Genomic DNA, 24005 nt, shown 5'->3' on the forward strand with positions numbered 1-24005 from the left:
CACTATGCCGGCGGGGAGGCCTTGTTGTTAAACAAATTGAACCGAATATTGTCATACGAAAACAATGGAGAAACCATTACACGAGAAAGCTCAATCCGACAGGAAGCAAGGGCTGACGCCCCGTTTCTATCTTTACTGGCTGGGAATCCTGATTTTCGCAGCTGCATTCACCGGCATGCTGCTGGATGATTTCAATTCGGAGGGCAGATCTGCCGGTTTGGAGCTGTTCTTCCATATCAGTGGAGGTGTAGCATTTTGTTTCGCTCTGGCAGAGCAGAGCGCCGTCTTTATCGGCCACAAACATGGGCGCATCGATCGAGCTACGGCTATGCGCTATGCAGGCTTCATGGACAGAAACGGCTCGTGGAGTGCCTTGCTGATATGCCTGACTTTCGTGGCTTTCGGGCTGATGAAAATCGGAGACGAAGCGAGTAAGGCCTGGGACCTGGCACTCGGATGGCTCTTTGTGGTAGGCTTCGGCTATGCCATTATCCGTTTTATCCTCAATCGTTTTCGCCGGAAATGACCGGAAAGATGCCCAAGACCAATGTGGCGCGTCTGCTGGATGCAGCACATATACCCTACGAACTTATCTCCTACGAGCCGGACGAGAGAGACCTCTCGGCCGTCCATGTAGCAGAGCAGCTGGGCGAGGACGTCAGGCAGGTGTTCAAGACATTGGTATTGCGCGGCAATAAGACCGGACTGCTCGTCTGCATCGTACCGGGCGATGAGGAGGTAGACCTCAAACTGGCAGCACGGGCATCGGACAACAAAAGCGTGGAGATGATCAGACAGAGCGAGCTCCTTCCGCTCACGGGATATATCCGTGGCGGCTGTTCGCCCATCGGGATGAAGAAGACCTATCCGGTTTACATTCATCATACCTGTATGTCTTTTCCTTATATATACGTCAGTGCCGGCGTGCGCGGCTTACAGCTTCGTATAGCTCCGGCCGATCTCCTGACATACACGGGTGCCCGGTCGGCTTGCCTCTGTGGTGCTACGACAGAAGAAAAATCAACCATACATCAAACCCTATAATCAAGCATGAACAAAAGAATCTTTACTGCGTGCATGGCTGTTGCCTGCATCCTGCCCGTTTTCAAGGCTGAAGCGCAGAGCGATTACTTCTTTCGCTCGAAGAAAAAGAAGCCCGCAACGGAAGCTCCGGCTCAGAAATCCAAATTCGATCAGACCGTAGCCGGTGCAAAAAAGAGCGAAGGCCCTTTCACCGTTTACTTCACGAAGAAGAATGAGATCCTGTTTGCCATGCCCGACTCCGCATTCCGTCGGGAGTATCTCCTCAGCAGCCGTGTGGCCGCTACGAGCAATACGCGCGAAGCCGTGGCCGGACAGATGAGCACGTCTCCTTTCCTGATCAAATTCTCACGTGACAGCATCAACGTCTATCTCCACACGCCTCAGCTGGGTGCCGTGGTCAGAGAAGACGATCCTATCGTCCCCTCGTTCAAGAAGAACTTCTTCGACCCCGTCCTCAAAGCATTCCCCATCGTGGATACGAAAGACGGCAAGGTGCTGATCGACGTAACCAAATTTTTCCGCGAAGATGAAAAGAGCATTACGCCTCTGACGATCCTGCCACCCACGATGCAAAATGTCAATGTAATCAAGGGTATGCTCGACCCGACGGCCAGCATCGTAACGGAAGTCAAGAGCTTCCCCCGAAACGTGGAGATCAAGAGTATGCTCACCTACAAGACTCAGCCCTATTCCGAGCCATACACCCTGATCATGCAACGCTCCATCCTGCTCCTCCCGGAGAAACCGATGCGTATGCGTTTGCAGGACAATCGTGTGGGATTTTTCAATTCTCACCGCCAATACTTCACGACAGACAAGGACAAAGTGGAGTCATACAAGCTGATCCACCGCTGGGATCTCCAGCCCAAGGACAGTGCAGCCTATATGCGAGGCGAACTGGTGGAGCCTGTGAAGCCTATCGTTTTCTACGTGGACTCCGTCTTCCCCGACAAATGGCGCGCTACGATCAAGCAGGCTATCGAGGACTGGCGTACGGCTTTCGAAGCAGCCGGATTCAAGAATGCCATCATCGCCAAGGACTATCCCACGAAGGCGGAAAACCCCGATTTCGATCCGGACGACATTCGCTTCAGCTGTTTCAAATATGCCACTACGGCCACAGCCAACGCCATGGGCCCGAGCTTCGTAGACCCCCGAAGTGGCGAGATTATCTGTGCGGATGTGATCTGGTACCACAATGTGCTCTCCCTCGTCCACAACTGGCGCTTCGTACAGACCGGGGCCGTGGATCCGCGCGTTCGCAAGGCTGTATTCGACGATGATGTGATGCGCGAATCGCTCCGCTATGTGGCGGCTCACGAGATCGGTCATACCATCGGTCTGATGCACAACATGGGTGCCAGCTACTCCTTCACCATCGAGAACCTGCGCGATCCGAAGTTCACGCAGAAATACGGTACTACGCCGAGTATCATGGACTATGCCCGCAACAACTTCGTGGCGCAGCCCGGTGACTTGGAGCGCGGTGTACGTCTGACGCCTCCCATCCTCGGTGTGTACGACATTCATGCCATCAACTGGGCTTATCGTCTCGTGCCCGGAGCCAAAACGGCCGAAGCGGAAAAGCCGACACTGAACGCTTGGATCGCCGAGAAGAAAGACGATCCCATGTTTACCTTCGGTGCACAGCAGTTCCCCTACACCATTGACCCCACAGACCAGACCGAGGACCTCGGCAACGATCACTTCCGCGCCGGCGACATGTCCATCAGCAACCTGAAGATTATCGCCAAGAACATGGACAAATGGCTCCTCGAAAAGGATGCTCGCTACGATGACCTGCGCGACATGCACGAACAGCTCATGTTCCAATACTACCGCCACGTAGGTCATATCATGCCTTATATCGGAGGTGTGGAGCACTTCGAAATCCGTCAGGGCGAAGAGAATACACTTTCCCGTCGTTTCATCACCAAAGACAAGCAACGCAAAGCCATGGATTGGCTCCTCAATCAGGCTCGTACCTACCGCCAATGGCTGGCCGAACCGGCTTTCCTCCACAAGGTGGAACAGAACTCTACGATGACCGACCTCTTGGGCAAGGCCATGGTGGCAGCACTCTTCAATCCGGGCAGTATAGGACGCATATACGAAGCAGAGCAGTCCGGACAACCGGGAGTGTACAAGCTCACGGATTATGCCAACGAGCTGATCGATGTCATCTTCAACGTAAAGGGCAATCTGACCGATGCCGACCGTTCTATTCAGAACCTGGCCATCGACCTCATGTCAGCCTATAGCGGTCTCTCCACGGAAAGCAAGAACACGGCACGCCGTCTGTCCGAAGAGCTGGACGCCCTGTCGCACAAGCTCAGCGAGGACAACCTCCCGTGTGCCCTCGGTTGCAGCGGTCACCACGCAACGGAAAAGGGAGCCAATTCATTCTTCCGTCTTACGGTCTTCTCCAAGCCGGCTCCGAGTGAAGTGATTGCACCCCTCCTGCTGCAACAGCTCAAGCGCGTGCAGACCATCTACCGCAATCGTAAGGCCACCGGCAACGCTGCCGACCGCTCCTTCTACGACTACCAGCTGCTCCGTCTGGAACGCCTAATGAAGACCAACTAAGAGTACGGATTTCCCCGTACCTCGGATCGCAAGGGGGCTGTGTCAAAATTCGTTTTGGCACAGTCCCCTTTTAGATGCGTAAGAATGCATAAAGGACAAAGCACTGGAGCTGATAGAGAGGCAGGAGCGTAGGCGACTGAAGCCGAATGTCGCAAGCAACGCAGTAATTTGCCCTTTATGACAACACTCCGTCGCTTCTTCACAATAGCCATTTCTTGAAACTTGTCGGATTTTCTTTTGGAGGAATCTGCGAGCAAGCAGACGGCGTTTTCCGCCTTAAATCCGATGGAAAACATGGGTTAGAGGTCGTTCAAGATGTGGTTGCCCCGTTGCCATGGCACAATCTCCCTGATAGAGTGCAATTTATTTGTACTTTTGTAGCTAACGTTGTTCTGTTGCAACTATTTCAGACAGATGAGAGTAAACATTTGGCAGATCCTATTCGTTTCGGTTCTCTTTTTCTTCGGGACAGCCGTCGGGCTGGCTCAGAGCCGGAACCGCACATACGAGGCTTACGTGAAGCAGTACGCCGACGAAGCTATCCGGCAGATGAGCCGCTACAATATACCGGCAAGCATCACCATAGCACAGGCTTTGGTGGAGACCGGAGCCGGAGCCAGTACGCTGGCCAGCGTACACAACAATCACTTCGGGATCAAATGCCACAAATCGTGGACTGGCAAGCGTACTTATCGGACCGACGATGCGCCGAACGAATGCTTCCGCAGCTATTCGGCCGCTCGCGAATCGTATGAAGATCATTCCCGTTTTCTGCTCCAACCACGCTATCGTCCCCTGTTCAAACTCGACAGGGAAGACTATCGGGGCTGGGCCACGGGATTGCAACGCTGTGGTTATGCCACCAATCGGGGCTATGCCAATCTGCTGATCAAGATGGTGGAGCTGTACGAGCTATATGCTTTGGATCGCGAGAAGTACCCCTCGTGGTTCCACAAGTCTTATCCCGGGACCAACAAAAAATCCCATCAAACGAGCAAGCAGAAGCAGAGCGGACTCAAGCACGATGCTTACTTCAGCTACGGACTGCTCTACATCATAGCCAAGCAGGGCGATACCTTCGATTCTCTGGCCGAAGAGTTCGACATGAGAGCCTCCAAACTGGCCAAATACAACGACGCTCCCGTGGATTTCCCGATCGAAAAGGGCGATGTGATCTATCTGGAGAAAAAGCACGCACGCTCCATCTCCAAGCATACACAGCACGTAGTGCGAGTGGGTGATTCGATGCACAGTATCTCCCAACGCTATGGCATCCGGATGAAGAACCTCTACAAGCTCAACGATAAGGACGGCCAATATATACCCCAAGAGGGCGATATACTGCGCTTGCGCTAAAACAAGAAAACAAAGACGAAGCAGCTATATGTCTAACGAACGCTATAACCTGCGCGGAGTGTCGGCCTCGAAAGAGGACGTGCATGCCGCCATCAAGAATGTGGACAAGGGTATTTTCCCTCAGGCATTCTGCAAGATTATTCCGGATATTCTCGGGGGTGATCCCGACTATTGCAATATCATGCATGCAGATGGAGCCGGCACCAAAAGCTCACTTGCATACGTTTATTGGCGGGAGACGGGAGACCTCTCCGTATGGAAAGGAATAGCACAGGATGCGCTGATCATGAATATAGACGATCTGCTGTGTGTCGGTGCCGTGGACAATATACTTGTGTCCTCGACCATCGGCCGGAACAAACGATTGATACCGGGCGAAGTAGTATCGGCTATCATCAACGGCACGGAAGAGCTTCTGGCCGATCTGCGTCGCATGGGTGTGAACGCCTATGCCACGGGAGGGGAAACGGCTGATGTGGGCGATCTGGTCAGGACTATCATCGTAGACAGTACGGTGACTTGCCGAATGAAGCGATCGGATGTGATAGACAATGCCCGTATCAAGGCCGGCGACGTTATCGTCGGGTTAGCCTCATTCGGGCAAGCCTCCTACGAGGAGCAGTACAACGGCGGTATGGGGAGCAACGGACTGACTTCGGCTCGCCACGACGTTTTTGCCCACTATCTGGCAGAGAAGTACCCGGAGAGTTTCGATCCCTCGGTGCCGGACGATTTGGTTTATAGCGGCAGCATGAAACTGACCGACGCCATAGCCGGATTGGGATTGGACGCAGGCAAGCTCGTGCTCTCGCCCACACGTACCTACGCCCCTGTGGTCAAGGCCATACTGGACGAGATGAGTCGCCGCATTCATGGCATGGTACACTGCTCCGGCGGTGCACAGACCAAGGTGATGCACTTCGTCAAGAATAAGCGCGTGGTCAAGGACAACCTCTTCCCGACTCCACCCCTGTTCGAGCTGATACAGCGCGAAAGCCAGACCGAATGGGCGGAGATGTACAAGGTATTCAACATGGGACATCGTCTCGAAGTGTATCTGACTGAAGAGAATGCCTCACGCGTGATCGAAATATCCGAGAGCTTCGGCATTCCGGCGCGTATCGTCGGTCGTGTGGAAGAGGCTCCGGCCAACGAATTGATCCTCCAAACGCCCTATGGAGAGATCCGATACTAAACACCTCCACCCCGATACACCCGTATGTCAGAGAATAAACTATTAGACCGATTGGATGGCTTGGAGAGCCGTTTCGAAGAGATTTCCACGCTTATCACGGATCCGGCCGTAATCGCTGACATGAAGCGTTTTACGAAGTTGAGCAAAGAGTATCGCGATCTGGAGAAGATCCATACGGCCGGGCACGACTATCGCAATCTGCTCGCCAATATCGAAGAAGCCAAGCATACCATGGCCAAAGAGACCGACGAGGAGCTGCGCGAGATGGCTCGCGAGATGCTGGCCGAGGCTAACGAACGCTTGCCCATCCTGGAGGAGGAGATCAAGATGCTACTCATTCCGGCCAATCCGGAGGATGACAAGAATGCCATCGTGGAAATTCGCGGTGGAACGGGGGGCGATGAGGCTGCGCTTTTTGCCGGCGACCTCTACCGCATGTACGTCAAGTATTGCGAGACCAAAGGCTGGCAGGTGGAGGTCACCGACCTGAGCGAAGGAGCCACGGGTGGTTACAAGGAGATCGTCTTCTCGGTCAAGGGGGAAGGAGTGTACGGTATCCTGAAATATGAGAGCGGAGTGCACCGCGTCCAGCGCGTACCCGCGACTGAGACGCAGGGGCGCATACATACTTCGGCAGCTACCGTGGCAGTCTTGCCCGAAGCCGAAGAGGTGGACGTGGAGATCAACCCGGCAGACATCGAGATGCAAACGTCCCGTTCGGGCGGAGCAGGAGGTCAGAATGTAAACAAGGTGGAGACCAAGGTGCAGCTTACGCACAAGCCTACGGGTATGGTGGTGGTTTGCCAGCAGGCTCGTTCGCAGATAGCCAACCGCGAGCTGGCTATGCAGATGCTGCGCACCAAACTCTACGACATAGAGCTGTCCAAGCATAACGAAGCTATTGCAGCCCGACGCAAGACGATGGTATCGACCGGCGACCGTTCGGCCAAGATTCGTACCTACAACTATCCGCAAGGACGAGTGACGGATCACCGCATCAATATGACGGTCTACAATCTGTCGGCAGTGATGGACGGTGAGGTACAGCCTTTTATCGATGCCTTGATAATAGCAGAAAACGTTGAGCGGATGAAAGAAGCCGCCTTATAATACAAGTAAATAGACGATGACAACGAAAGAACTTTTTGACCGGATTTGCCGGAAACGCTCGTTTCTCTGTGTCGGGTTGGATACCGATGTAAAGAAAATACCGCCACATTTGTTGAATGAAGATGATCCTATTTTGGCTTTCAACAAAGTCATCATCGATGCTACGGCCGAGTATTGTGTGGCTTTCAAGCCCAATATGGCTTTCTACGAGAGTATGGGCAGCTTCGGAGCCTATTCTTTTGAAAAAACGATCGAATACATTCGGGAGCAATACCCCGACCAGTTTATCATAGCAGATGCCAAGCGCGGAGATATCGGCAATACGAGCGATATGTATGCCCGTTCGTTTTTCGAGCATCTCAAGGTGGATGCCCTCACCGTTTCCCCTTATATGGGCGAGGATAGCATCAGTCCCTTCCTCGGCTATCCAGGCAAGTTCACGGTGCTTCTGGCACTGACCTCGAACAAAGGTTCGCAGGACTTTCAGATGATGCGCGATGCTGATGGCGAATATCTTTTCGAACGCGTTATTCGTATCAGCCGGACGTGGGACAATGCCGGTCAGCTGATGTATGTGGTAGGGGCTACGCAGGCTACCATGCTGAAAGATATTCGCGAGATCGTGCCGGACGCTTTCTTGCTTGTCCCGGGCGTGGGAGCACAGGGCGGCAGTCTGGAAGACGTGGCCGAGTACGGCATGAACGCTCAGTGCGGTTTGCTTGTCAATGCTTCGCGCAGTATTATCTACGCGGATAATACGGAGGGGTTCGCCGCTAAAGCTGCCGGAGAAGCAGCTGCCATGCAGCGTCAGATGGAGATTGCTCTTCGGGCGAAAGGCCTAATCTGATCCATCGGGCTTCTATTAAACGTAAGAGAGTCGTATAGACTCTAAAGGAATAAATGTTTTGAGATCCATTGTACCTTAATTAACCCCGTCACATGGAATTTACAGCCCAACAGATAGCTGACTACCTCCACGGTTTTGTGGAGGGCAATCCTGAGGTGCGACTGCGCGACTTTGCCAAGATAGAGGAGGGTCGTAGCGGCTGTCTTTCGTTTTTGGCCAATGCCAAGTACGAACACTATTTGTACGACACCCAATCCGATGCAGTACTCGTCAATCAGGACTTCGAGCCACGCGAATCGGTAAAGACGACCCTGATACGAGTACCCAATGCCTATGCCGCATTGGCACAGCTGATGCAGTTGGTGGACAGCATGAAGCCTAAAAGAAAGGGAGTCGACTCCACAGCTTTCGTTCATCCATCGGTGACACTGCCGGAGGATTGCTATGTAGGAGCTTTTGCCTACGTATCGGAGGGAGCATCGCTGGGTGTCGGCTGTAGCTTGTATCCGCATGTTTATGTCGGTAGCGGTGTGTCTGTTGGAGAGGGGACGATCCTCTATCCCCATGCGACAGTATATGATGGCTGCTCCATCGGTTCGCGTTGCGTGATTCATTCGGGAGTCGTTATCGGAGCGGACGGATTCGGTTTTGCGCCGAGTGCCGATGGCTACAGCAAGATTCCGCAACTGGGGAACGTTATCATTGAAGATGATGTCGAAATCGGTGCCAACACCTGTATCGACAGGGCTGTGATGGACTCGACCATCATACACCGCGGAGTAAAGCTGGACAACCTTGTACAGATTGCTCACAACTGTTCTGTCGGAAGTCATACGGTTTTTGCTGCTCAAGTCGGCATGGCCGGTTCGTCCCATGTGGGGGAATGGTGCCAGTTCGGAGGACAGGTAGGTTTGTCCGGCCACATCAAGGTGGGAGACAGGGTCAGCTTAGGAGGGCAGACCGGTTTGTTGAGCAACGTCAAGTCCGGTTCCACGCTTCTCGGTTCGCCCGGCATGCCGGTTCGGGATATGCTCCGCGCATCAGTTATCCTCCCCAAACTTCCTGACATGAGTCGCCGCATCGAGCAATTGGAAAAAGAAATATCAGAACTAAAAGAAATATGCAAAAGCAACAAACACTGAAAGACAAGTTCAGTCTGCAAGGCAAAGGCCTACACACCGGGCTGGATATTCATATTACTTTCTGTCCTGCTCCGGAGGAATCCGGATATAAAATCAAGCGTATCGATCTGGAGGGAGAGCCCGTTATAGATGCCATCGCAGACAATGTGCACAGCACTCGTCGCGGTACGGTGCTGAAAAAAGGCGAAGTATCCGTCAGCACGATAGAACATGCCATGGCAGCTCTCTATGCCTTGGGCGTAGACAACTGCTTGATCGAGGTGGATGCACCCGAATTTCCCATCTTGGATGGCAGCGCGGAACCCTATGTGAGCGAAATCAAGCGTGTCGGCTTGGTGGAACAGGAAGCACCACGCGAGTATTATATAGTGAAAAAACGCATGGAGGTGTCCGATCCGGAAAGTAACTCCAAGTTGATCCTGCTGCCGGATGACGAATTTACGGTAGATGTACACATTGCTTTCCCCAGCAAAGTGCTTAGCAATCAATTCGCCTCTTTGGAAACTTTGTCGGATTTCGAAGAGCAGATCGCAGGTGCTCGCACCTTCGTTTTCGTTCGGGAGGTAGAGATGCTGCTGGAAGCCAATCTGATCAAAGGCGGCGACTTGGACAACGCCCTAGTCATCTACGACGAGCCGTTGGCGCAAGACCGCCTCGATGCTCTCAGCGATATGATGGGCGTAGAGCGGAAGCAGGTCAATGAATTGGGATACATCAACAACAAGCCTCTGATCTACGACAATGAACCGGCACGCCACAAGCTCCTCGATGTATTGGGCGATCTGGCTTTGATCGGGAAATATATGCGTGGACGTATCATTGCTACCTGTCCGGGTCACAGCATCAACAACAAGATGGCGCGTCTGATTCGCAAAGAAATCAAACAGAACGAAGCACAGGCTCCTGTCTACAATCCGAACAAAGAGCCGATCATGGACATCAACCGGATCAAAGAGCTTCTACCCCACCGCTATCCGTTCCTGTTGGTCGATAAGATCATCGAAGTAGGGCCGGACTATATAGTCGGAGTAAAGAGCGTTTCCTTCAACGAACCATTCTTCCCCGGTCACTTCCCCGGGGAGCCTGTGATGCCGGGAGTCCTGCAAGTAGAGGCAATGGCACAGGTAGGAGGACTCTTGGTACTCAATACCCTGGCCGAACCTTCGAGCTACTCCACTTACTTCCTCATGATCGACAAAGTGAAATTCCGTCGCAAAGTGGTACCGGGTGACACCTTGGTATTCAAGCTCAGAATGATTTCCGAGATACGCAGAGGAGTGGCCAATATGCGCGGCTTAGCTTTCGTAGGAGAGCAGTTAGCCTGCGAAGCTGAATTTATGGCACAGATAATCCAGAATAAAGAATGATGTCAGAGACTAAAATCAGTCCGTTGGCGTGTGTAGATTCACATGCCGAGATAGGAGTAGGCGTTGAGATAGGCCCTTTTGCCGTTGTAGAGGCCGGAGCGAAGATCGGCGATGGTTCCATTTTGCATCCTCATGCCGTAGTTCGTTACGGATCGACACTCGGTAAAGGCTGTGAGATCCATCCAAATGCAGTGATCGGAGGAGTACCGCAAGATCTGAAGTTCCAAGGAGAAGACTCCACTGCCATCCTGGGCGATTATACCACCGTACGCGAATGTGCTACCGTCAATAGAGGCACCGCCTCTCGTGGCACTACCATAGTGGGCAGCCACTGTCTGCTGATGGCCTATAGCCATATAGCCCACGACTGCGTATTGGGCGACCATATTATCATCGGCAACGCTACGCAGATAGCCGGCGAAGTAGAAATAGACGACCATGCCATCATCAGTGGAGGCGTATTGGTGCATCAGTTCGTACGTATCTCTCAGCATGTGATGATCCAAGGCGGCTCCCGCCTTTCGAAAGACATCCCTCCGTACGTATTGGTGGGACGGGATCCGCTCGTGTACTGCGGAATCAACATCGTAGGTCTGCGCCGCCGGAATTTCACCAACGAGCAGATTTTCCTGATCAATGATGTATATCGGACACTTTACCAAAGAGGTCTGAACAACTCCGATGCGATCGACATTATCCAACAGGAGTATGCCGATTGTCACGAGAAGCAACTGATATTAGACTTTATCAAATCATCCAAGCGCGGTATCGTCCGCGGAACCATGGAGTGAGGCCATGATCGGGATATTCACCGGAGCACGCATCAAGGAACTCGACCGCTACACGATAGAGAACGAGCCTATATCCTCGATCGATTTGGTCGAGCGAGCTGCCGCCACATGGGTGTACGAATTCGAACGTCTCTACACCCAGCAGCGTCGGGTAGTGGTATTCGCCGGCCCCGGCAATAACGGAGCGGATGCTCTGTGTGCAGCCCGTATTCTGAACGAAAACGGCTATTCGGTGGATGTCTTCCTCTTCAATGTCAGCGGAGCCCTCTCTCCCGAATGCAACGAGAGCAGGATACGTCTGCTGGAGACTGCGGGCATCAGGCTGACCGAAGTGGTGGACAACTTCACCCCACCGGAGCTTTCTGCTCAGACCGTGGTAGTAGACGGGCTCTTCGGCGTAGGGCTGAATCGGCCTCTGCAAGGTGGATTTGCCAAGGTGGTGGAGTTCCTCAACCAATCCGGTACCGAGATCGTATCGATAGACATTCCCTCGGGACTGTTCGAGGAGGACAACTTCGGCAACAATCCGAATGCTGTCATCAGAGCCACACACACCCTTACGTTCGAATATCCCAAACTATCCTTCCTCTTCTCCGAAAACGCCGACTATGTGGGCAAGTGGAAAGTCCTGAACATCGGGCTGAGCATCGAGGGGAAGCAAACGATCAAGACAGAGTATTTCCTCAATACCGATTTCGATATATCCGGTATCATCCGGCAGCGTCCGCGCTTTGCGCACAAAGGGACGTTCGGACACGCGCTCCTCATCGCCGGAAGCAGAGGCAAGATGGGCGCGGCTTGTCTGGCAGCAAAGGCCTGTCTCCGAAGCGGTATCGGCTTGCTGACCACTCATATCCCCGCCTGTGGAGAGAGCGTCATGCAGACCGCTGTGCCGGAGGCTATGGTGCATGCCGACGAAAGAGTGGATATTGTCTGTGATTATTCCTCCCCGCTGGTCTTTCAGGCGGTAGGCATCGGGCCCGGTTTGGGACGGGCAGAAGCTACCGTCCGTTTGGTCGAAAAGATGCTTTCCGCTCCTAACGGCCCGTTGGTGATCGATGCCGATGCCTTGAATATCATTGCCGAGAATCGCGGTTGGCTCGATCGCCTGCCCATCAACAGCATCCTTACGCCGCACTCACGAGAGCTCGAGCGACTAACCACCCACTGCAATACGGACTACGAACGCCTGCGCCAAGCCCGATTCCTCGCCTGCCATCATCATGTCTATGTAGTTCTGAAAGGAGCATTCAGTGCCACCTGTATGCCCGGAGGGATGGTCGTATTCAACAATACGGGCAACCCCGGCATGGCCACGGGCGGAAGCGGCGATGTGCTCATGGGAATCATTACCGGCCTATTGGGATCGGGCTATCTTCCCGCTTCGGCCTGCGTCCTCGGCAATTATATCCACGGCTTGGCCGGAGATATCTATGCCGGACGTTATAGTCAGGAGAGCCTGATAGCGTCGGATATTATCGACAACCTGGGTACTGCGTTCAGGCAAGTACGCGATTAGGGCGAAAATCGGCAAAAAATCTGTTAATACAAGAATAAAACCTTATTTTTGTTCCGAAATCGTATCACTCGTGAGAAAGAAGCTATCCATATTCTTCGTAGGCTTGGCCTCCCTTGTCGTGCTGATCATCGGGATTATCCCCCATCATCATCACGACAGAGGAATGGCATGTCTCATGGCAAAGCATTGTCACGATGACGCCCTCTCGGGTAGCGAACACACGCATAGCGAACCGACTTGCGTAGCCAAAACCTTCTACCTGTCCGCTTCCGAACTTCGGATCAAGAGCAGATCTTCTCTGTGCGACGAGTGTCACAATCCGCATCATATCCATCTATATCCTATTCTCTTTGCCGTAGCCGATCTATTGCTACATCCGGTCGACGACCATTCGGCCGATCCCGAATATGGGGAATACCTGGTCTTTTATACCCCTTCCGAAGCAAGACCATCACATGGCTTGCGAGCCCCTCCTTTCATCTTTTCCTAAAACTGCTTGTGCTTCTCTTGGGCACAGCAGAAGGATCTTTCCCATTAGTCCCATAGTTTCTTTCTTTTGAGGCTGTCATAGAGCAGTCCTCATGCTGTCTGCTTTCAGGCTCTGAGGCGATCGTGTACGTCCCATACTACATGTATTCTCCTCTCGCTTTGGGCTAAGCAAACACGCAATCCACTTCGGACAAGGGAGATCCTCCAAGCAAATACGAGCCAAAAATCATCGGATTGCGGTTCGGAAAAATTCAAAAACACGAGCCAAAAAATTTTCGTTTACGAGCGTAAAATTTTCCCTTCCGGTTCGAGAAAAAAACTTTTCTCAGACCGTGTTTTTAGGAGCCATGTTCGTGCCTTTTTCCGGACAAGAGACGAAGATCGTGAAGGATGATCATCCTCGTGGTTTTTCTATTTCGAAAAGAACAAACCGATCGCCCGGCGAACATCTTCCTCTCTGTCCCGAAGGGCTATGAGACCAAGACGATTGTGCTCCTTATCGTGTCAAAAGTTTTACAGCAACAGGAAAACAAACATAAAGATGAAACCATACTATTTGTCACTATTATATATCGTCGCTGCCGCAATCCTTACGGCATGCGATTCGAGCAATGCAGCCACACAGGCGGGGACAGAGCTCCAACACGAACATCCGGCCGGTCACGACCATGACCACGACCATGACGGGGAAGAGGACCATGATCATGACCATGATGAGGATAAAGCAGGAAAAAAATCGGCATCCGCCAACGAGATCCACTTCACATGCCGGCAGGCTGAAGCGGCAGGATTGCAGGTCGAGAAAGTGGCTCCCTCAACCTTCAACTACGTGATCAAAACAAGCGGGCAGATCCTGTCCGCACAAGGCGATGAGGCCACCGTGGTAGCCACAGCCAACGGCATCGTTTCATTCGTCAGCTCGGCCGTTACGGAGGGTGCTTCCGTTCGGGCAGGAGAGTGTATCGTCAGCATTTCTGCCAAGAATCTGCCGGATGGTGATCCCGTGACCAAAGCGAGGATCGCCTACGAATCCGCCAAAAAAGAACACCAGCGAGCCGAAAAACTGGTGAAAGACCAAATAATCTCGAACAAAGAGTACGAGCAGGCATGCAGAGACTATCAGACTGCCAAGACCATATACGAAGCCCAGGCATCCGGCACCGGAGCGGGAGGGATCAGGGTGACGGCTCCCATGAGCGGATATATCAAAAACCGCATGGTGAATCAGGGCGAATACGTGTCCGTAGGCCAACCCATCGCCACCATATCGCAGAACCGCCGCCTCCAGCTGCGGGCAGAGGTGTCGGAAAAACATTTCAAAAATGTAGGCAATATCAGCAGCGCCAACTTCCAAACCTCGTACGACAACAAACTCTACGAACTGTCCGATCTGAACGGAAAGCTCCTCTCCTTCGGGCGGGCATCCACGCAGTCCTCCTACATCCCTGTCACATTCGAATTCGACAATGTGGGCGATGTGGTACCCGGCTCTTTCGTTACCGTGTACCTGCTCTCCAATGTACAGGAAGAGGTCCTCTCCGTCCCGGTGTCGGCCATTACCGAGGAGCAAGGGCTGCACTTCGTATACCTGCAGTTGGACGAAGAGGGGTATCAGAAACAAGAGGTTAAGCTCGGGCAGAGCAATGGCCGTCGGGTACAAATCCTGTCCGGACTGAAAGCCGGAGACAGCGTTGTCACCCACGGAGTGTACCAGGTGAAGTTGGCAGCCATCTCGTCCGTAATGCCCGAAGGTCATATCCATTAATGAGAGAGGACAGTAGATCATGCTGAACAAGATCATTCGGTTCTCTCTGAACAACCGGCTGACCATCCTGGTGGCATCCATACTACTGATGTTGGTCGGTACCTATACAGCCTCCAATATGGAGGTGGATGTATTCCCCGATTTGAATGCCCCCACCGTCGTAGTAATGACGGAGGCACCCGGCATGGCCCCCGAAGAGGTGGAACGCCTGGTAACCTTCCCCGTGGAGACGGCCGTCAATGGTGCTACCGATGTGCGTCGCGTGCGCTCTTCGTCCACGACGGGCTTCTCTATCGTGTGGGTGGAATTCAACTGGGGCACGGATATCTACCGTGCCCGTCAGATCGTGTCCGAAAAGCTGGCCGTGGTCGGTGCCGATCTGCCGGACAATGTGGGCAATCCTACGCTCGGTCCGCAATCCTCCATTCTGGGCGAGGTGCTGATTATCGGCCTTACGGCTGACAGCACGTCGCTCCAGGAGCTGCGCACATTGGCCGACTGGACGATCCGCCCGCGCTTGCTCTCGATCGGAGGAGTGGCACAGGTGACGGTACTCGGAGGCGACATCAAGGAATATCAGATACTGCTCAATCCCGAAAGGATGAAGCACTACGGCATCACTCTGGCCGAAGTGCGCGCCGCTGTCGGCCAAATGAACCGCAATGCCTCGGGAGGTGTGCTGTATGAATACGGCAACGAATATATCCTTCGCGGACTCCTCTCCACGAACGACGCCGCTGCATTGGGACAGACGCTGGTGAAAAGCATCGACGACATTCCCGTAATGCTCGAAAGCGTGGCGGAGGTGACCGTAGGCAATAAGGCTCCCAAGTTAGGTCTTGCTTCCGAGCGGGGGCGGTCTGCCGTGCTTGTGACCATTACCAAGCAGCCGGCAACGAGTACCCTGGAGCTGACCGAGAGGCTGGATCGGTCTCTGGCCGATTTGCAACAGGCTCTCCCCTCCGACGTCAAAGTGAGCACGGATATTTTCCGTCAGGAACGTTTCATCGAAAGCTCCATCGGCAACGTAAAAAAAGCACTTTACGAGGGCGGCATATTCGTTGTGATCGTATTATTCATTTTCCTGATGAATGCTCGTGCTACGATCATTTCGCTGGTGACCATCCCGCTTTCGCTGGTGACGTCCTTTTTGGCTCTCAAGCTGATGGGGCTTACCATCAATACGATGAGTCTCGGAGGTATGGCCATTGCCATCGGTTCGCTCGTGGACGATGCCATCGTGGATGTGGAGAATGTATTCAAACGCCTGCGCGAAAACCGCCTGAAGCCTCGCGAAGAGCGGGATACGGTGCTCAATGTCATATTCGAGGCCTCGAAAGAGGTGCGTATGCCGATCCTGAACTCTACTTTCATCATTATCGCCAGCTTCGTGCCGCTGTTTTTCCTCTCCGGCATGGAGGGGCGTATGCTGGCTCCGCTTGGGATAGCTTTCATCATTGCACTTGTGGCATCTACCTTCGTGGCGCTTACGCTTACGCCCGTACTCTGCAGTTATTTGCTGGCTAAGGGGAAGAAAGAAGACGCACCGGAGAAGGAACCCATAGTGGCCAAGAAGTTGAAAGGTTGGTACGAGCAAGCTCTTCGTCGCGCTCTCGCCAATACGAAAAAGGTATTGCTTGCGACCGGTGGCGTGCTGGTGGCTACGCTCGTCGTCGTCTTCACGCTCGGACGTAGCTTCCTGCCTGCCTTCAACGAAGGATCGTTCACCATCAACGTAAGCACACTCCCCGGCATCTCGCTGGAGGAGAGCGACAGGATGGGGCGTATGGCAGAGGAGATCCTGCTCTCTATGCCCGAAGTACAGACTACGGGGCGTAAGACCGGACGTGCCGAACTGGACGAGCACGCACTGGGCGTCAATGTGTCGGAGATAGAAGTGCCGTTTGTCCTCAAGGATCGCTCCAAAGACGAAGTCCTGGCCGACATTCGCGAGAAGCTGAAAGTGCTACCGGGTGTGAATATCGAAATAGGTCAGCCCATTTCGCACCGTATAGATGCCATGCTATCGGGTACACGCGCCAACATTGCCATCAAGCTATTTGGGTCCGATCTGAACCGGCTCTTTGCAATCGGCAATCAGATCAAGGCTTCCATCCACGATGTGAAGGGAGTAGCGGATCTCAACGTGGAACAGCAGGTGGAACGCCCCCAACTCAAGATCGTACCGAAGCGCGAGATGCTGGCCAAGTACGGACTCACGCCGGCAGGGTTCGCCGAGATAGTGGATGTGATGCTTGCCGGAGAAGTCGTTTCGCAGGTGTACGAAGGCAATCGTTCGTTTGACCTCACCTTGAAGGTGAACGACGAGAGTCGAGAGACTGCTGACCGCATCCGCGATCTCATCATAGATGCAGGCGGACGCAAGATTCCCTTCGCTTATGTGGCCGACGTGGTGTCGGCATCGGGTCCGAACACGATCAACCGCGAGAACGTTTCCCGCAAAATAGTCGTTTCGACCAACGTGGCCGGACGGGATCTGCGCAGCGTAGTCAATGATATTCAGGAAAGAATCGATGCCGACATCTCACTTCCCGAAGGTTATCATATCGAGTACGGGGGGCAGTTCGAGAGCGAGCAGGCCGCATCGCGTACGCTGCTCATCACGTCGGTATTTTCCGTTCTGGTGATCTTCCTCTTGCTTTTCAATCAGTTTCGCAGCCTTACTCAGTCGGCTGTGAGCCTGCTCAACCTGCCTTTGGCTCTGATCGGCGGCGTACTCACGATTTTCTTCACGGGGGGGATCATCAGCATTCCGGCCATCATCGGCTTCATATCGCTATTTGGGATAGCTACGCGCAACGGCATGTTGCTCATTTCACGCTACAACGATTTGCAGCAAGCAGGCCTTTCTCCATACGAAAGCGTCATGCGCGGTTCGCTGGATCGTCTGAATCCGATCCTGATGACGGCGCTCACTTCCGGACTCGCTCTTATCCCGTTGGCTCTCGGTGGCGAACTGCCGGGCAACGAGATCCAGAGCCCGATGGCTAAAGTGATACTGGGGGGATTGTTTTCCTCCACCATTCTCAATGGTTTTATCGTGCCGATTATGTATCTGCTGACGAATAAAAGCTATAGAGAAAGGACGTTCCGAAATCGACAAGTTACAATCGAATAAGAAAGACGGAAAAAGAATGAAAGCAATCTTCATAAGCATATTGGCCATTTTGGCGACTACTCCCCTTTGGGCACAGAAAGGCATGAGCGATGTACTGCGTGCCATCGAAGAGAACAATACGACGCTGAAAGCTCTTCGGGAGAGCACAGAGGCAGAAAAACTGAACAACCGCACCGGAATATTCTTGTCCAATCCGGAAGTGGAGGTCGGCTACCTCTGGGGAAACCCTGCGGAAATCGGCAATCGGACGGACTTCAGCATTACGCAGAGCTTCGACATCCCTACCATCACGGGCATGAAGAGCCGTGCAGCCAAGATGCAGGACAAACTCTTGGACTGGCAGTACAAAACGGATCGGATGAACATCCTGCTGGAGGCCAAGACATGCTGTATCGAACTGATATACAACAATGCCCTTTTGCTCGAACTGGCTCGTCGGCTCCGACATGCCCGCACCATCGCCGAAGGGTACGAAGCTCGCCTGAAAGCCGGCGACACCAATCAGCTGGAATACAACAAGGTGAAGCTGAACCTCGCGGCCGTACAGGGCGAAATATCCCGTGTGGAGGTGGAGCGAAACGCACTGCTCGTCCGGCTCAAGCGACTGAACGGAGGAATAGAGATCGTATTCGACGAAAGCCGCTATCCGGAGGTTATCTTACCACAGGATTTTGCTGCATGGTTCGACGGGGTAGCGGAAAAGAATCCACAGCTGGCATACGCCCGCGAAGAGGTGGTGGCAAGCAGGCAGCAGGTCGCGTTGAGTCGTGCGACAGGTCTGCCGACATTCTCTGCCGGCTATGTAAGTGAGAAAGTAGGCGGCGAAAGATTTCAGGGAGTATCCTTCGGCATCTCTGTGCCTTTGTGGGAAAATAAAAACCGCATCAGACAAGCCAAGGCCTCGACGAGAGCAGCCGAAATGCGTGAGGCGGACACTCGGCAGCAGCTATACAGCGGACTCCAGCTCCTGTACGACCGTGCTGTCGGCCTCAAGGCAACGGCAGAGGGTTATCGCAAGTTGCTGACCACGTCGGACAATGCCGACTTGCTCAAGAAAGCATTGGATACGGGAAAGATCTCTCTGCTGGACTACATCGTGGAAATGGGACTCTACTATGATACGGTCAGCCGAGCAATGGAAGCCGAACGCGACTATCAGCAGGCATTTGCCGAACTCTCGGCAGTCGATTTGTAATTAGTCATCCCTTAAAAAGCATTTGCAAGCGAGAAGTCATTCATCGATGGTCTCTCGCTTGCAAATGCTTTTTAAGGGATGACTAAATAGTAGGACAGCCTCCTTGTTCGCTTTGCAGACAGGGTGGCTGTCTTTTTTATTGGTTCGAAATAAGCTTTCGAAGGCCCTGCGATTGATACCCAAATCGTTTGACAGCCTCCTCTTGCAGACCGTTTGAGAGCACATTCATCCTCCCACGCTGTCATGTGCCGTTTTCGGACAGGTCGGATAGCTTGTTTGTCGAGCCTGTTATCCATATACAAAGTTGTGATTGGCACCGTATTAAAGACTTTTTTGGCTCGGTGTTCGAAAAATGGTAATTTGGCACCGCCTTAGCGATGAGCCCTTTCACTAAGGCATGATACTGACTACAAATCACAAAATATCAAATAATGAAGTTCACTCTGGACAATACGCTGCCTGCTTATCCCAAGTTTGTAGCAGGTATTCGCCGCGCCCCTGACCGCGGCTTCCGTCTTACCCCTTCACAGACACGCACGGCTCTGAAGAATGCTTTGCGCTATATCCCCGTGGAATTGCATAAGGAGCTTGCTCCCGAATTCCTCGAAGAGCTGAAAACCCGTGGGAAGACCTATGGCTATCGCTTCCGTCCCGAAGGGGATCTCAAAGCCAAAAGCATCGACGAGTACGAAGGCCGGTGTATAGAAGGGAAAGCCTTTCAGGTGATGATCGACAATAATCTCTGTTTCGACATCGCCCTCTATCCCTATGAACTCGTTACTTACGGAGAGACCGGGCAGGTGTGCCAGAACTGGATGCAGTACCGTCTCATTATGAAGTACCTCCGAGAGATGACCAATGAGCAGACGCTCGTGATCGAAAGCGGTCATCCCTTGGGACTCTTCAAGTCCAAACCCGATGCTCCGCGTGTGATCATCACCAACTCCATGATGGTCGGCTTGTACGACAATATCAAGGACTGGGAGATCGCTGCCCAGATGGGTGTGGCCAATTATGGACAGATGACTGCCGGTGGCTGGATGTACATCGGGCCGCAAGGCATCGTACACGGTACGTTCAATACCCTGCTCAATGCCGGTCGTCAAAGACTGAATATTCCTACCGGAGGCAATTTGGCCGGCAAACTGTTCGTCACCAGCGGTCTCGGCGGTATGAGTGGTGCACAACCCAAGGCTGCCGATATTGCTGGAGCAGTAAGCATTACGGCCGAAGTGGACAGTAGCCGCATCGATACCCGTCACGGACAGGGATGGGTCAAGTTCCGTACCGAGTCGAAAGAAGAGGCTTTCCGTATGGCTGCCGAAGCACAGAAGAAGGGAGAGCCTTGCTCTATCGCCTATCACGGCAATGTAGTAGACCTGCTCGAATATGCTCTGAGCGAAGGTATTCACATCGATCTCCTTTCCGATCAGACCAGTTGCCATGCCGTATATGAAGGCGGCTACTGCCCGGTGACACTCTCTTTCGAGGAGCGTACACGCCTACTCAAAGAGGATCGTGACGAATTCTGCCGTCAGGTCGATCTCGGACTGAAACGTCACTTCGAAGTGGTGAAAGCTCTGGTCGCACGCGGCTCTTACTTCTTCGACTACGGCAATGCTTTCATGAAGAGCATATACGATAGCGGTATCATCGAGATCAGCAAGAACGGAATCGACGATAAGGACGGATTTATTTGGCCGAGCTACGTGGAAGACATCATGGGCCCCGAGCTGTTCGACTACGGCTATGGCCCCTTCCGCTGGGTATGCCTTAGCGGTAAGCATGAGGATCTTGTCAAGACCGACCATGCAGCCATGGAATGTATCGATCCGGACAGACGCGAACAAGACCGCGACAACTGGATCTGGATACGCGATGCTGAGAAGAATCAGCTCGTCGTAGGTACACAGGCACGTATCCTCTATCAGGATGCACTCGGACGAATGAACATAGCACTGCGCTTCAATGAAATGGTACGCCGTGGCGAGGTTGGCCCTATCATGCTCGGGCGTGACCATCACGATGTGAGCGGTACGGACAGTCCTTTCCGCGAGACCTCCAATATCAAGGACGGTAGCAATGTGATGGCCGATATGGCCGTGCAGTGTTTTGCCGGCAACGCTGCTCGCGGAATGAGCCTTGTGGCTCTGCACAACGGCGGTGGTGTAGGTATCGGGAAGTCCATCAACGGCGGATTCGGCATGGTGCTCGATGGATCGGAACGTGTGGATGCCATCTTGCGTTCGGCTATGCTGTGGGATGTAATGGGAGGAGTGGCCCGACGCTCATGGGCGCGCAATCCCAATGCCATGACAGTAAGCGAAGAGTTCAATACGACTCACGCGGACGGATACCATATCACAATTCCATATCTGGTAGACGAAGGTCTCCTCGATTCGATTCTCTGACCGACAGGTTACGAATCATAAAACTACAGCAGGGGAAGGAACGCACCGGACGTCCTTCCCCTGCTGTCTTTTTTGCTCTTGGGTTCAGTTTTTTAGGACACATCAGGATTAGGTCGTTTGCCGTCGTTTTTACAAGGAGTCGGTACCGATCGGGAGAAACGGGAAGAAAATGGGTGAAAGTGAGCTGCGAAAATCACCATTTTTAGCGATTGTATGCTGTGGACAAACCCTATACCTTTGTGTATCAAGCATAGAGCAGTTTTTAACAATCGAAATCTCGGGATGGATTTTTCTTCCTATACAATCCTTTGGCTTAATCGGCTCGATGCATGGATACCGGCTTTCGGTATGCCCAAGTGATAGCATAAGGGACAGAATGTCGAACAAAATCAAGAATGGATATGAAGCAGAAAAACGCCTACAACCGACTGACTAACCATTACGACGATGTCCTCACCGGACGGAAATGGTGGTCTTGGCTCTATATGCACTGTCTCTGGAAAACGGACGACAATATCATCGCAGGCTCGGTGCTGGACATGATTCCCGGCAACTTCGAGGGCAGAATACTCGACGTCCCCGTAGGAACAGCCATTTTCACCTATGACAAATACAGGCGGATGCCCCAAGCCGAGATTGTCGGGCTGGACTATTCGCAGGAAATGCTCGACATAGCAGCGATGCGCTTCAGTGCAGAGCAAATAACCAACGTATCGCTCCGGCAAGGCGATGTCGGCAGCCTGCCTTTCCCCGATGCTGCTTTCGACCTCGTGCTCTCGATGAATGGCTTTCACGCCTTCCCCGACAAGGACCGTGCCTTTGCAGAGACTTTCCGCGTGCTAAGAGGCGGCCTCTTCTGCGGATGCTTCTATGTCAAGGGGGAACGCAAGCCCGCCGACTGGTTTGTCCGCAAGTTTTTGAACAAAAAAGGCTTGTTCCGTCCGCCCCATTATACGAGGGAGGAGGCTATCGAAAAGCTCCGTTCCTTATATGCTGACAATGTGGAGATTCGGGATGCTCGCTCCCTGTTGGTATTCAAATGTACCAAACCCCGATAACCGCAATCGGATCACACCGGAATCAATAACCAAAAACATATAATCTATGAGTGTAACGAACATTATCGATGACGAAAGGGTTACTATCGTACAAGGCGTAAACGGCATCCTGCTGTGTCAGGAATTCTGGATGGCAGACAAAAGCGACAGATGGGACCGAAACCATCCCAACGCGATTGGCGACACGGAAGCCGATGGGCCGAGTTCAATATGAACGAGATCGGACAATAAAACCAACCCTTAAAAAAGTATGCAAACCATCATCACCACATTCATCCTTTTCTTTTGCTTGCGACTGCTCTCCCTTTCTTATTCCATCTTCAACGAGAAGCGACTGCTACGCAAGGGCGCAGTACAGTATGGCAAGCTCAATTCGCTTTTCCTCACCCTGGCTCACATAGCCTACTACTTCACTTCCCTGTACGAAGCTTATGCCACGGGAGTCGAGTTCAATACGCTATCCGGCTGGGGCGTAGCGATCTTGGTTTTTGCCTATGCCATGCTCTTCTTCGTCATCTATAAGCTGAGGGATGTGTGGACGCTGAAGCTCTATATCGTACCCGATCATCGTATCGAAACGAGCTTCCTGTTCAAGACGGTACGCCATCCCAACTATTTCCTCAACGTCATTCCGGAGCTTATCGGTATCACCCTCCTTTGCAATGCTTGGATTACCTTCTGTGTCGGAATGCCCGTCTATCTCGCTATCCTCTTCGTTCGTATCCGTCAGGAAGAGCGCGCCATGAAGCATCTATGGGCGACGGTACGATAGAGAATGATTTCAGGCAAAAAGGCCTAAAATACAGACCGAAAAAGTTTTCAACAACGAAGACGAGTTTGGAATCATTCCAAATAAGCACCTGAAAGGAAGGAGACTCGGAAGTAAAAAAGCAGGAAAAGCGAACTTTTTCAGTTCGGACAATGCTTTCAAACTCTTTGCAAAGCGATCTGTATATAGATCAAAAACGATTTATATACAGATCGTTTTCGT

General features: G+C 52.8%; 19 protein-coding genes. All 19 read left to right on the forward strand.

The annotated features are described in order from the left end of the window. Nucleotides 1–64: 64 nt before the first annotated feature. The 19 genes from HQ50_RS00850 to HQ50_RS00935 all read left to right on the forward strand — a co-directional run bounded on the left by HQ50_RS00850 (nt 65) and on the right by HQ50_RS00935 (nt 23786). Nucleotides 65–526 (forward strand): hypothetical protein, encoded by a 462-nt coding sequence (locus tag HQ50_RS00850; RefSeq protein WP_039427606.1) that lies wholly within the window; start codon nt 65–67, stop codon nt 524–526. Beyond that, complete coding sequence (gene ybaK, locus HQ50_RS00855; RefSeq protein WP_039427608.1) at nt 523–1044, forward strand: Cys-tRNA(Pro) deacylase; 522 nt, start codon at nt 523–525, stop codon at nt 1042–1044. Before HQ50_RS00850 ends, ybaK begins: the two co-directional genes overlap by 4 nt. Before the next feature lie 33 nt (nt 1045–1077). Beyond that, nucleotides 1078–3630 (forward strand): zinc-dependent metalloprotease, encoded by a 2553-nt coding sequence (locus HQ50_RS00860; protein ID WP_039427610.1) that lies wholly within the window; start codon nt 1078–1080, stop codon nt 3628–3630. A gap of 414 nt (nt 3631–4044) precedes the next feature. Further along, entirely contained in the window at nt 4045–4986 is a 942-nt protein-coding gene (locus tag HQ50_RS00865; RefSeq protein WP_039427612.1) for a glucosaminidase domain-containing protein, read from the forward strand. Between the two features lie 28 nt (nt 4987–5014). Beyond that, nucleotides 5015–6181 (forward strand): AIR synthase related protein, encoded by a 1167-nt coding sequence (locus HQ50_RS00870; RefSeq protein ID WP_039421692.1) that lies wholly within the window; start codon nt 5015–5017, stop codon nt 6179–6181. 24 nt (nt 6182–6205) lie between these two features. After that, the gene (prfA, locus tag HQ50_RS00875; RefSeq protein ID WP_039427614.1) at nt 6206–7291 is read left to right on the forward strand and encodes a peptide chain release factor 1; all 1086 of its coding nucleotides are present in this window, start codon (nt 6206–6208) and stop codon (nt 7289–7291) included. A gap of 16 nt (nt 7292–7307) precedes the next feature. Next, on the forward strand, nt 7308–8138 hold the full coding sequence (pyrF, locus tag HQ50_RS00880) for an orotidine-5'-phosphate decarboxylase (protein ID WP_039427616.1): 831 nt from the start codon (nt 7308–7310) through the stop codon (nt 8136–8138). 92 nt (nt 8139–8230) lie between these two features. Further along, entirely contained in the window at nt 8231–9280 is a 1050-nt protein-coding gene (gene lpxD / locus HQ50_RS00885; protein ID WP_039427618.1) for a UDP-3-O-(3-hydroxymyristoyl)glucosamine N-acyltransferase, read from the forward strand. Then, the gene (locus HQ50_RS00890) at nt 9259–10647 is read left to right on the forward strand and encodes a bifunctional UDP-3-O-[3-hydroxymyristoyl] N-acetylglucosamine deacetylase/3-hydroxyacyl-ACP dehydratase (RefSeq protein ID WP_039427620.1); all 1389 of its coding nucleotides are present in this window, start codon (nt 9259–9261) and stop codon (nt 10645–10647) included. The genes lpxD and HQ50_RS00890 overlap by 22 nt, the downstream gene beginning before the upstream one ends. Further along, on the forward strand, nt 10644–11438 hold the full coding sequence (lpxA, locus tag HQ50_RS00895) for an acyl-ACP--UDP-N-acetylglucosamine O-acyltransferase (RefSeq protein ID WP_235317894.1): 795 nt from the start codon (nt 10644–10646) through the stop codon (nt 11436–11438). Before HQ50_RS00890 ends, lpxA begins: the two co-directional genes overlap by 4 nt. Before the next feature lie 4 nt (nt 11439–11442). Then, a complete protein-coding gene (locus HQ50_RS00900; protein WP_039427622.1) occupies nt 11443–12957 on the forward strand; it encodes a bifunctional ADP-dependent NAD(P)H-hydrate dehydratase/NAD(P)H-hydrate epimerase in 1515 nt (504 codons plus the stop codon). 70 nt (nt 12958–13027) lie between these two features. Continuing rightward, nucleotides 13028–13447, forward strand: a complete 420-nt coding sequence (locus HQ50_RS00905) for a DUF6769 family protein (protein WP_039427624.1) — start codon at nt 13028–13030, stop codon at nt 13445–13447. A gap of 540 nt (nt 13448–13987) precedes the next feature. Next, the gene (locus HQ50_RS00910) at nt 13988–15211 is read left to right on the forward strand and encodes an efflux RND transporter periplasmic adaptor subunit (RefSeq protein ID WP_039427626.1); all 1224 of its coding nucleotides are present in this window, start codon (nt 13988–13990) and stop codon (nt 15209–15211) included. A gap of 19 nt (nt 15212–15230) precedes the next feature. Beyond that, nucleotides 15231–18350, forward strand: a complete 3120-nt coding sequence (locus tag HQ50_RS00915) for an efflux RND transporter permease subunit (protein WP_039427628.1) — start codon at nt 15231–15233, stop codon at nt 18348–18350. 16 nt (nt 18351–18366) lie between these two features. Beyond that, nucleotides 18367–19545, forward strand: a complete 1179-nt coding sequence (locus HQ50_RS00920) for a TolC family protein (RefSeq protein ID WP_039427630.1) — start codon at nt 18367–18369, stop codon at nt 19543–19545. Between the two features lie 431 nt (nt 19546–19976). Further along, nucleotides 19977–21956 (forward strand): urocanate hydratase, encoded by a 1980-nt coding sequence (locus HQ50_RS00925; RefSeq protein WP_039427632.1) that lies wholly within the window; start codon nt 19977–19979, stop codon nt 21954–21956. A gap of 395 nt (nt 21957–22351) precedes the next feature. Beyond that, nucleotides 22352–23014 (forward strand): class I SAM-dependent methyltransferase, encoded by a 663-nt coding sequence (locus tag HQ50_RS00930; protein ID WP_039427634.1) that lies wholly within the window; start codon nt 22352–22354, stop codon nt 23012–23014. Between the two features lie 46 nt (nt 23015–23060). Next, nucleotides 23061–23228, forward strand: a complete 168-nt coding sequence (locus HQ50_RS11775; protein ID WP_200880420.1) for a hypothetical protein — start codon at nt 23061–23063, stop codon at nt 23226–23228. A 36-nt stretch (nt 23229–23264) separates the two neighbouring features. After that, nucleotides 23265–23786 (forward strand): isoprenylcysteine carboxyl methyltransferase family protein, encoded by a 522-nt coding sequence (locus HQ50_RS00935; protein WP_005874835.1) that lies wholly within the window; start codon nt 23265–23267, stop codon nt 23784–23786. Nucleotides 23787–24005 lie beyond the last annotated feature (219 nt).

It is taken from the genome of Porphyromonas sp. COT-052 OH4946 (genome assembly GCF_000765965.1).
Lineage (GTDB): Bacteria > Bacteroidota > Bacteroidia > Bacteroidales > Porphyromonadaceae > Porphyromonas > Porphyromonas gulae.

Bases quoted from the DNA above. Each gene is read 5' to 3' on its own strand.
- HQ50_RS00850 (WP_039427606.1), top strand. From the start codon at position 65: ATGGAGAAACCATTACACGAGAAAGCTCAATCCGACAGGAAGCAAGGG.
- HQ50_RS00920 (WP_039427630.1), top strand. From the start codon at position 18,367: ATGAAAGCAATCTTCATAAGCATATTGGCCATTTTGGCGACTACTCCC.
- HQ50_RS00915 (WP_039427628.1), top strand. From the start codon at position 15,231: ATGCTGAACAAGATCATTCGGTTCTCTCTGAACAACCGGCTGACCATC.
- HQ50_RS00930 (WP_039427634.1), top strand. From the start codon at position 22,352: ATGGATATGAAGCAGAAAAACGCCTACAACCGACTGACTAACCATTAC.
- pyrF (WP_039427616.1), top strand. From the start codon at position 7,308: ATGACAACGAAAGAACTTTTTGACCGGATTTGCCGGAAACGCTCGTTT.
- HQ50_RS00865 (WP_039427612.1), top strand. From the start codon at position 4,045: ATGAGAGTAAACATTTGGCAGATCCTATTCGTTTCGGTTCTCTTTTTC.
- prfA (WP_039427614.1), top strand. From the start codon at position 6,206: ATGTCAGAGAATAAACTATTAGACCGATTGGATGGCTTGGAGAGCCGT.
- lpxD (WP_039427618.1), top strand. From the start codon at position 8,231: ATGGAATTTACAGCCCAACAGATAGCTGACTACCTCCACGGTTTTGTG.
- HQ50_RS00900 (WP_039427622.1), top strand. From the start codon at position 11,443: ATGATCGGGATATTCACCGGAGCACGCATCAAGGAACTCGACCGCTAC.
- HQ50_RS00870 (WP_039421692.1), top strand. From the start codon at position 5,015: ATGTCTAACGAACGCTATAACCTGCGCGGAGTGTCGGCCTCGAAAGAG.
- HQ50_RS00890 (WP_039427620.1), top strand. From the start codon at position 9,259: ATGCAAAAGCAACAAACACTGAAAGACAAGTTCAGTCTGCAAGGCAAA.
- HQ50_RS00860 (WP_039427610.1), top strand. From the start codon at position 1,078: ATGGCTGTTGCCTGCATCCTGCCCGTTTTCAAGGCTGAAGCGCAGAGC.
- lpxA (WP_235317894.1), top strand. From the start codon at position 10,644: ATGATGTCAGAGACTAAAATCAGTCCGTTGGCGTGTGTAGATTCACAT.
- HQ50_RS11775 (WP_200880420.1), top strand. From the start codon at position 23,061: ATGAGTGTAACGAACATTATCGATGACGAAAGGGTTACTATCGTACAA.
- ybaK (WP_039427608.1), top strand. From the start codon at position 523: ATGACCGGAAAGATGCCCAAGACCAATGTGGCGCGTCTGCTGGATGCA.
- HQ50_RS00935 (WP_005874835.1), top strand. From the start codon at position 23,265: ATGCAAACCATCATCACCACATTCATCCTTTTCTTTTGCTTGCGACTG.
- HQ50_RS00925 (WP_039427632.1), top strand. From the start codon at position 19,977: ATGAAGTTCACTCTGGACAATACGCTGCCTGCTTATCCCAAGTTTGTA.
- HQ50_RS00910 (WP_039427626.1), top strand. From the start codon at position 13,988: ATGAAACCATACTATTTGTCACTATTATATATCGTCGCTGCCGCAATC.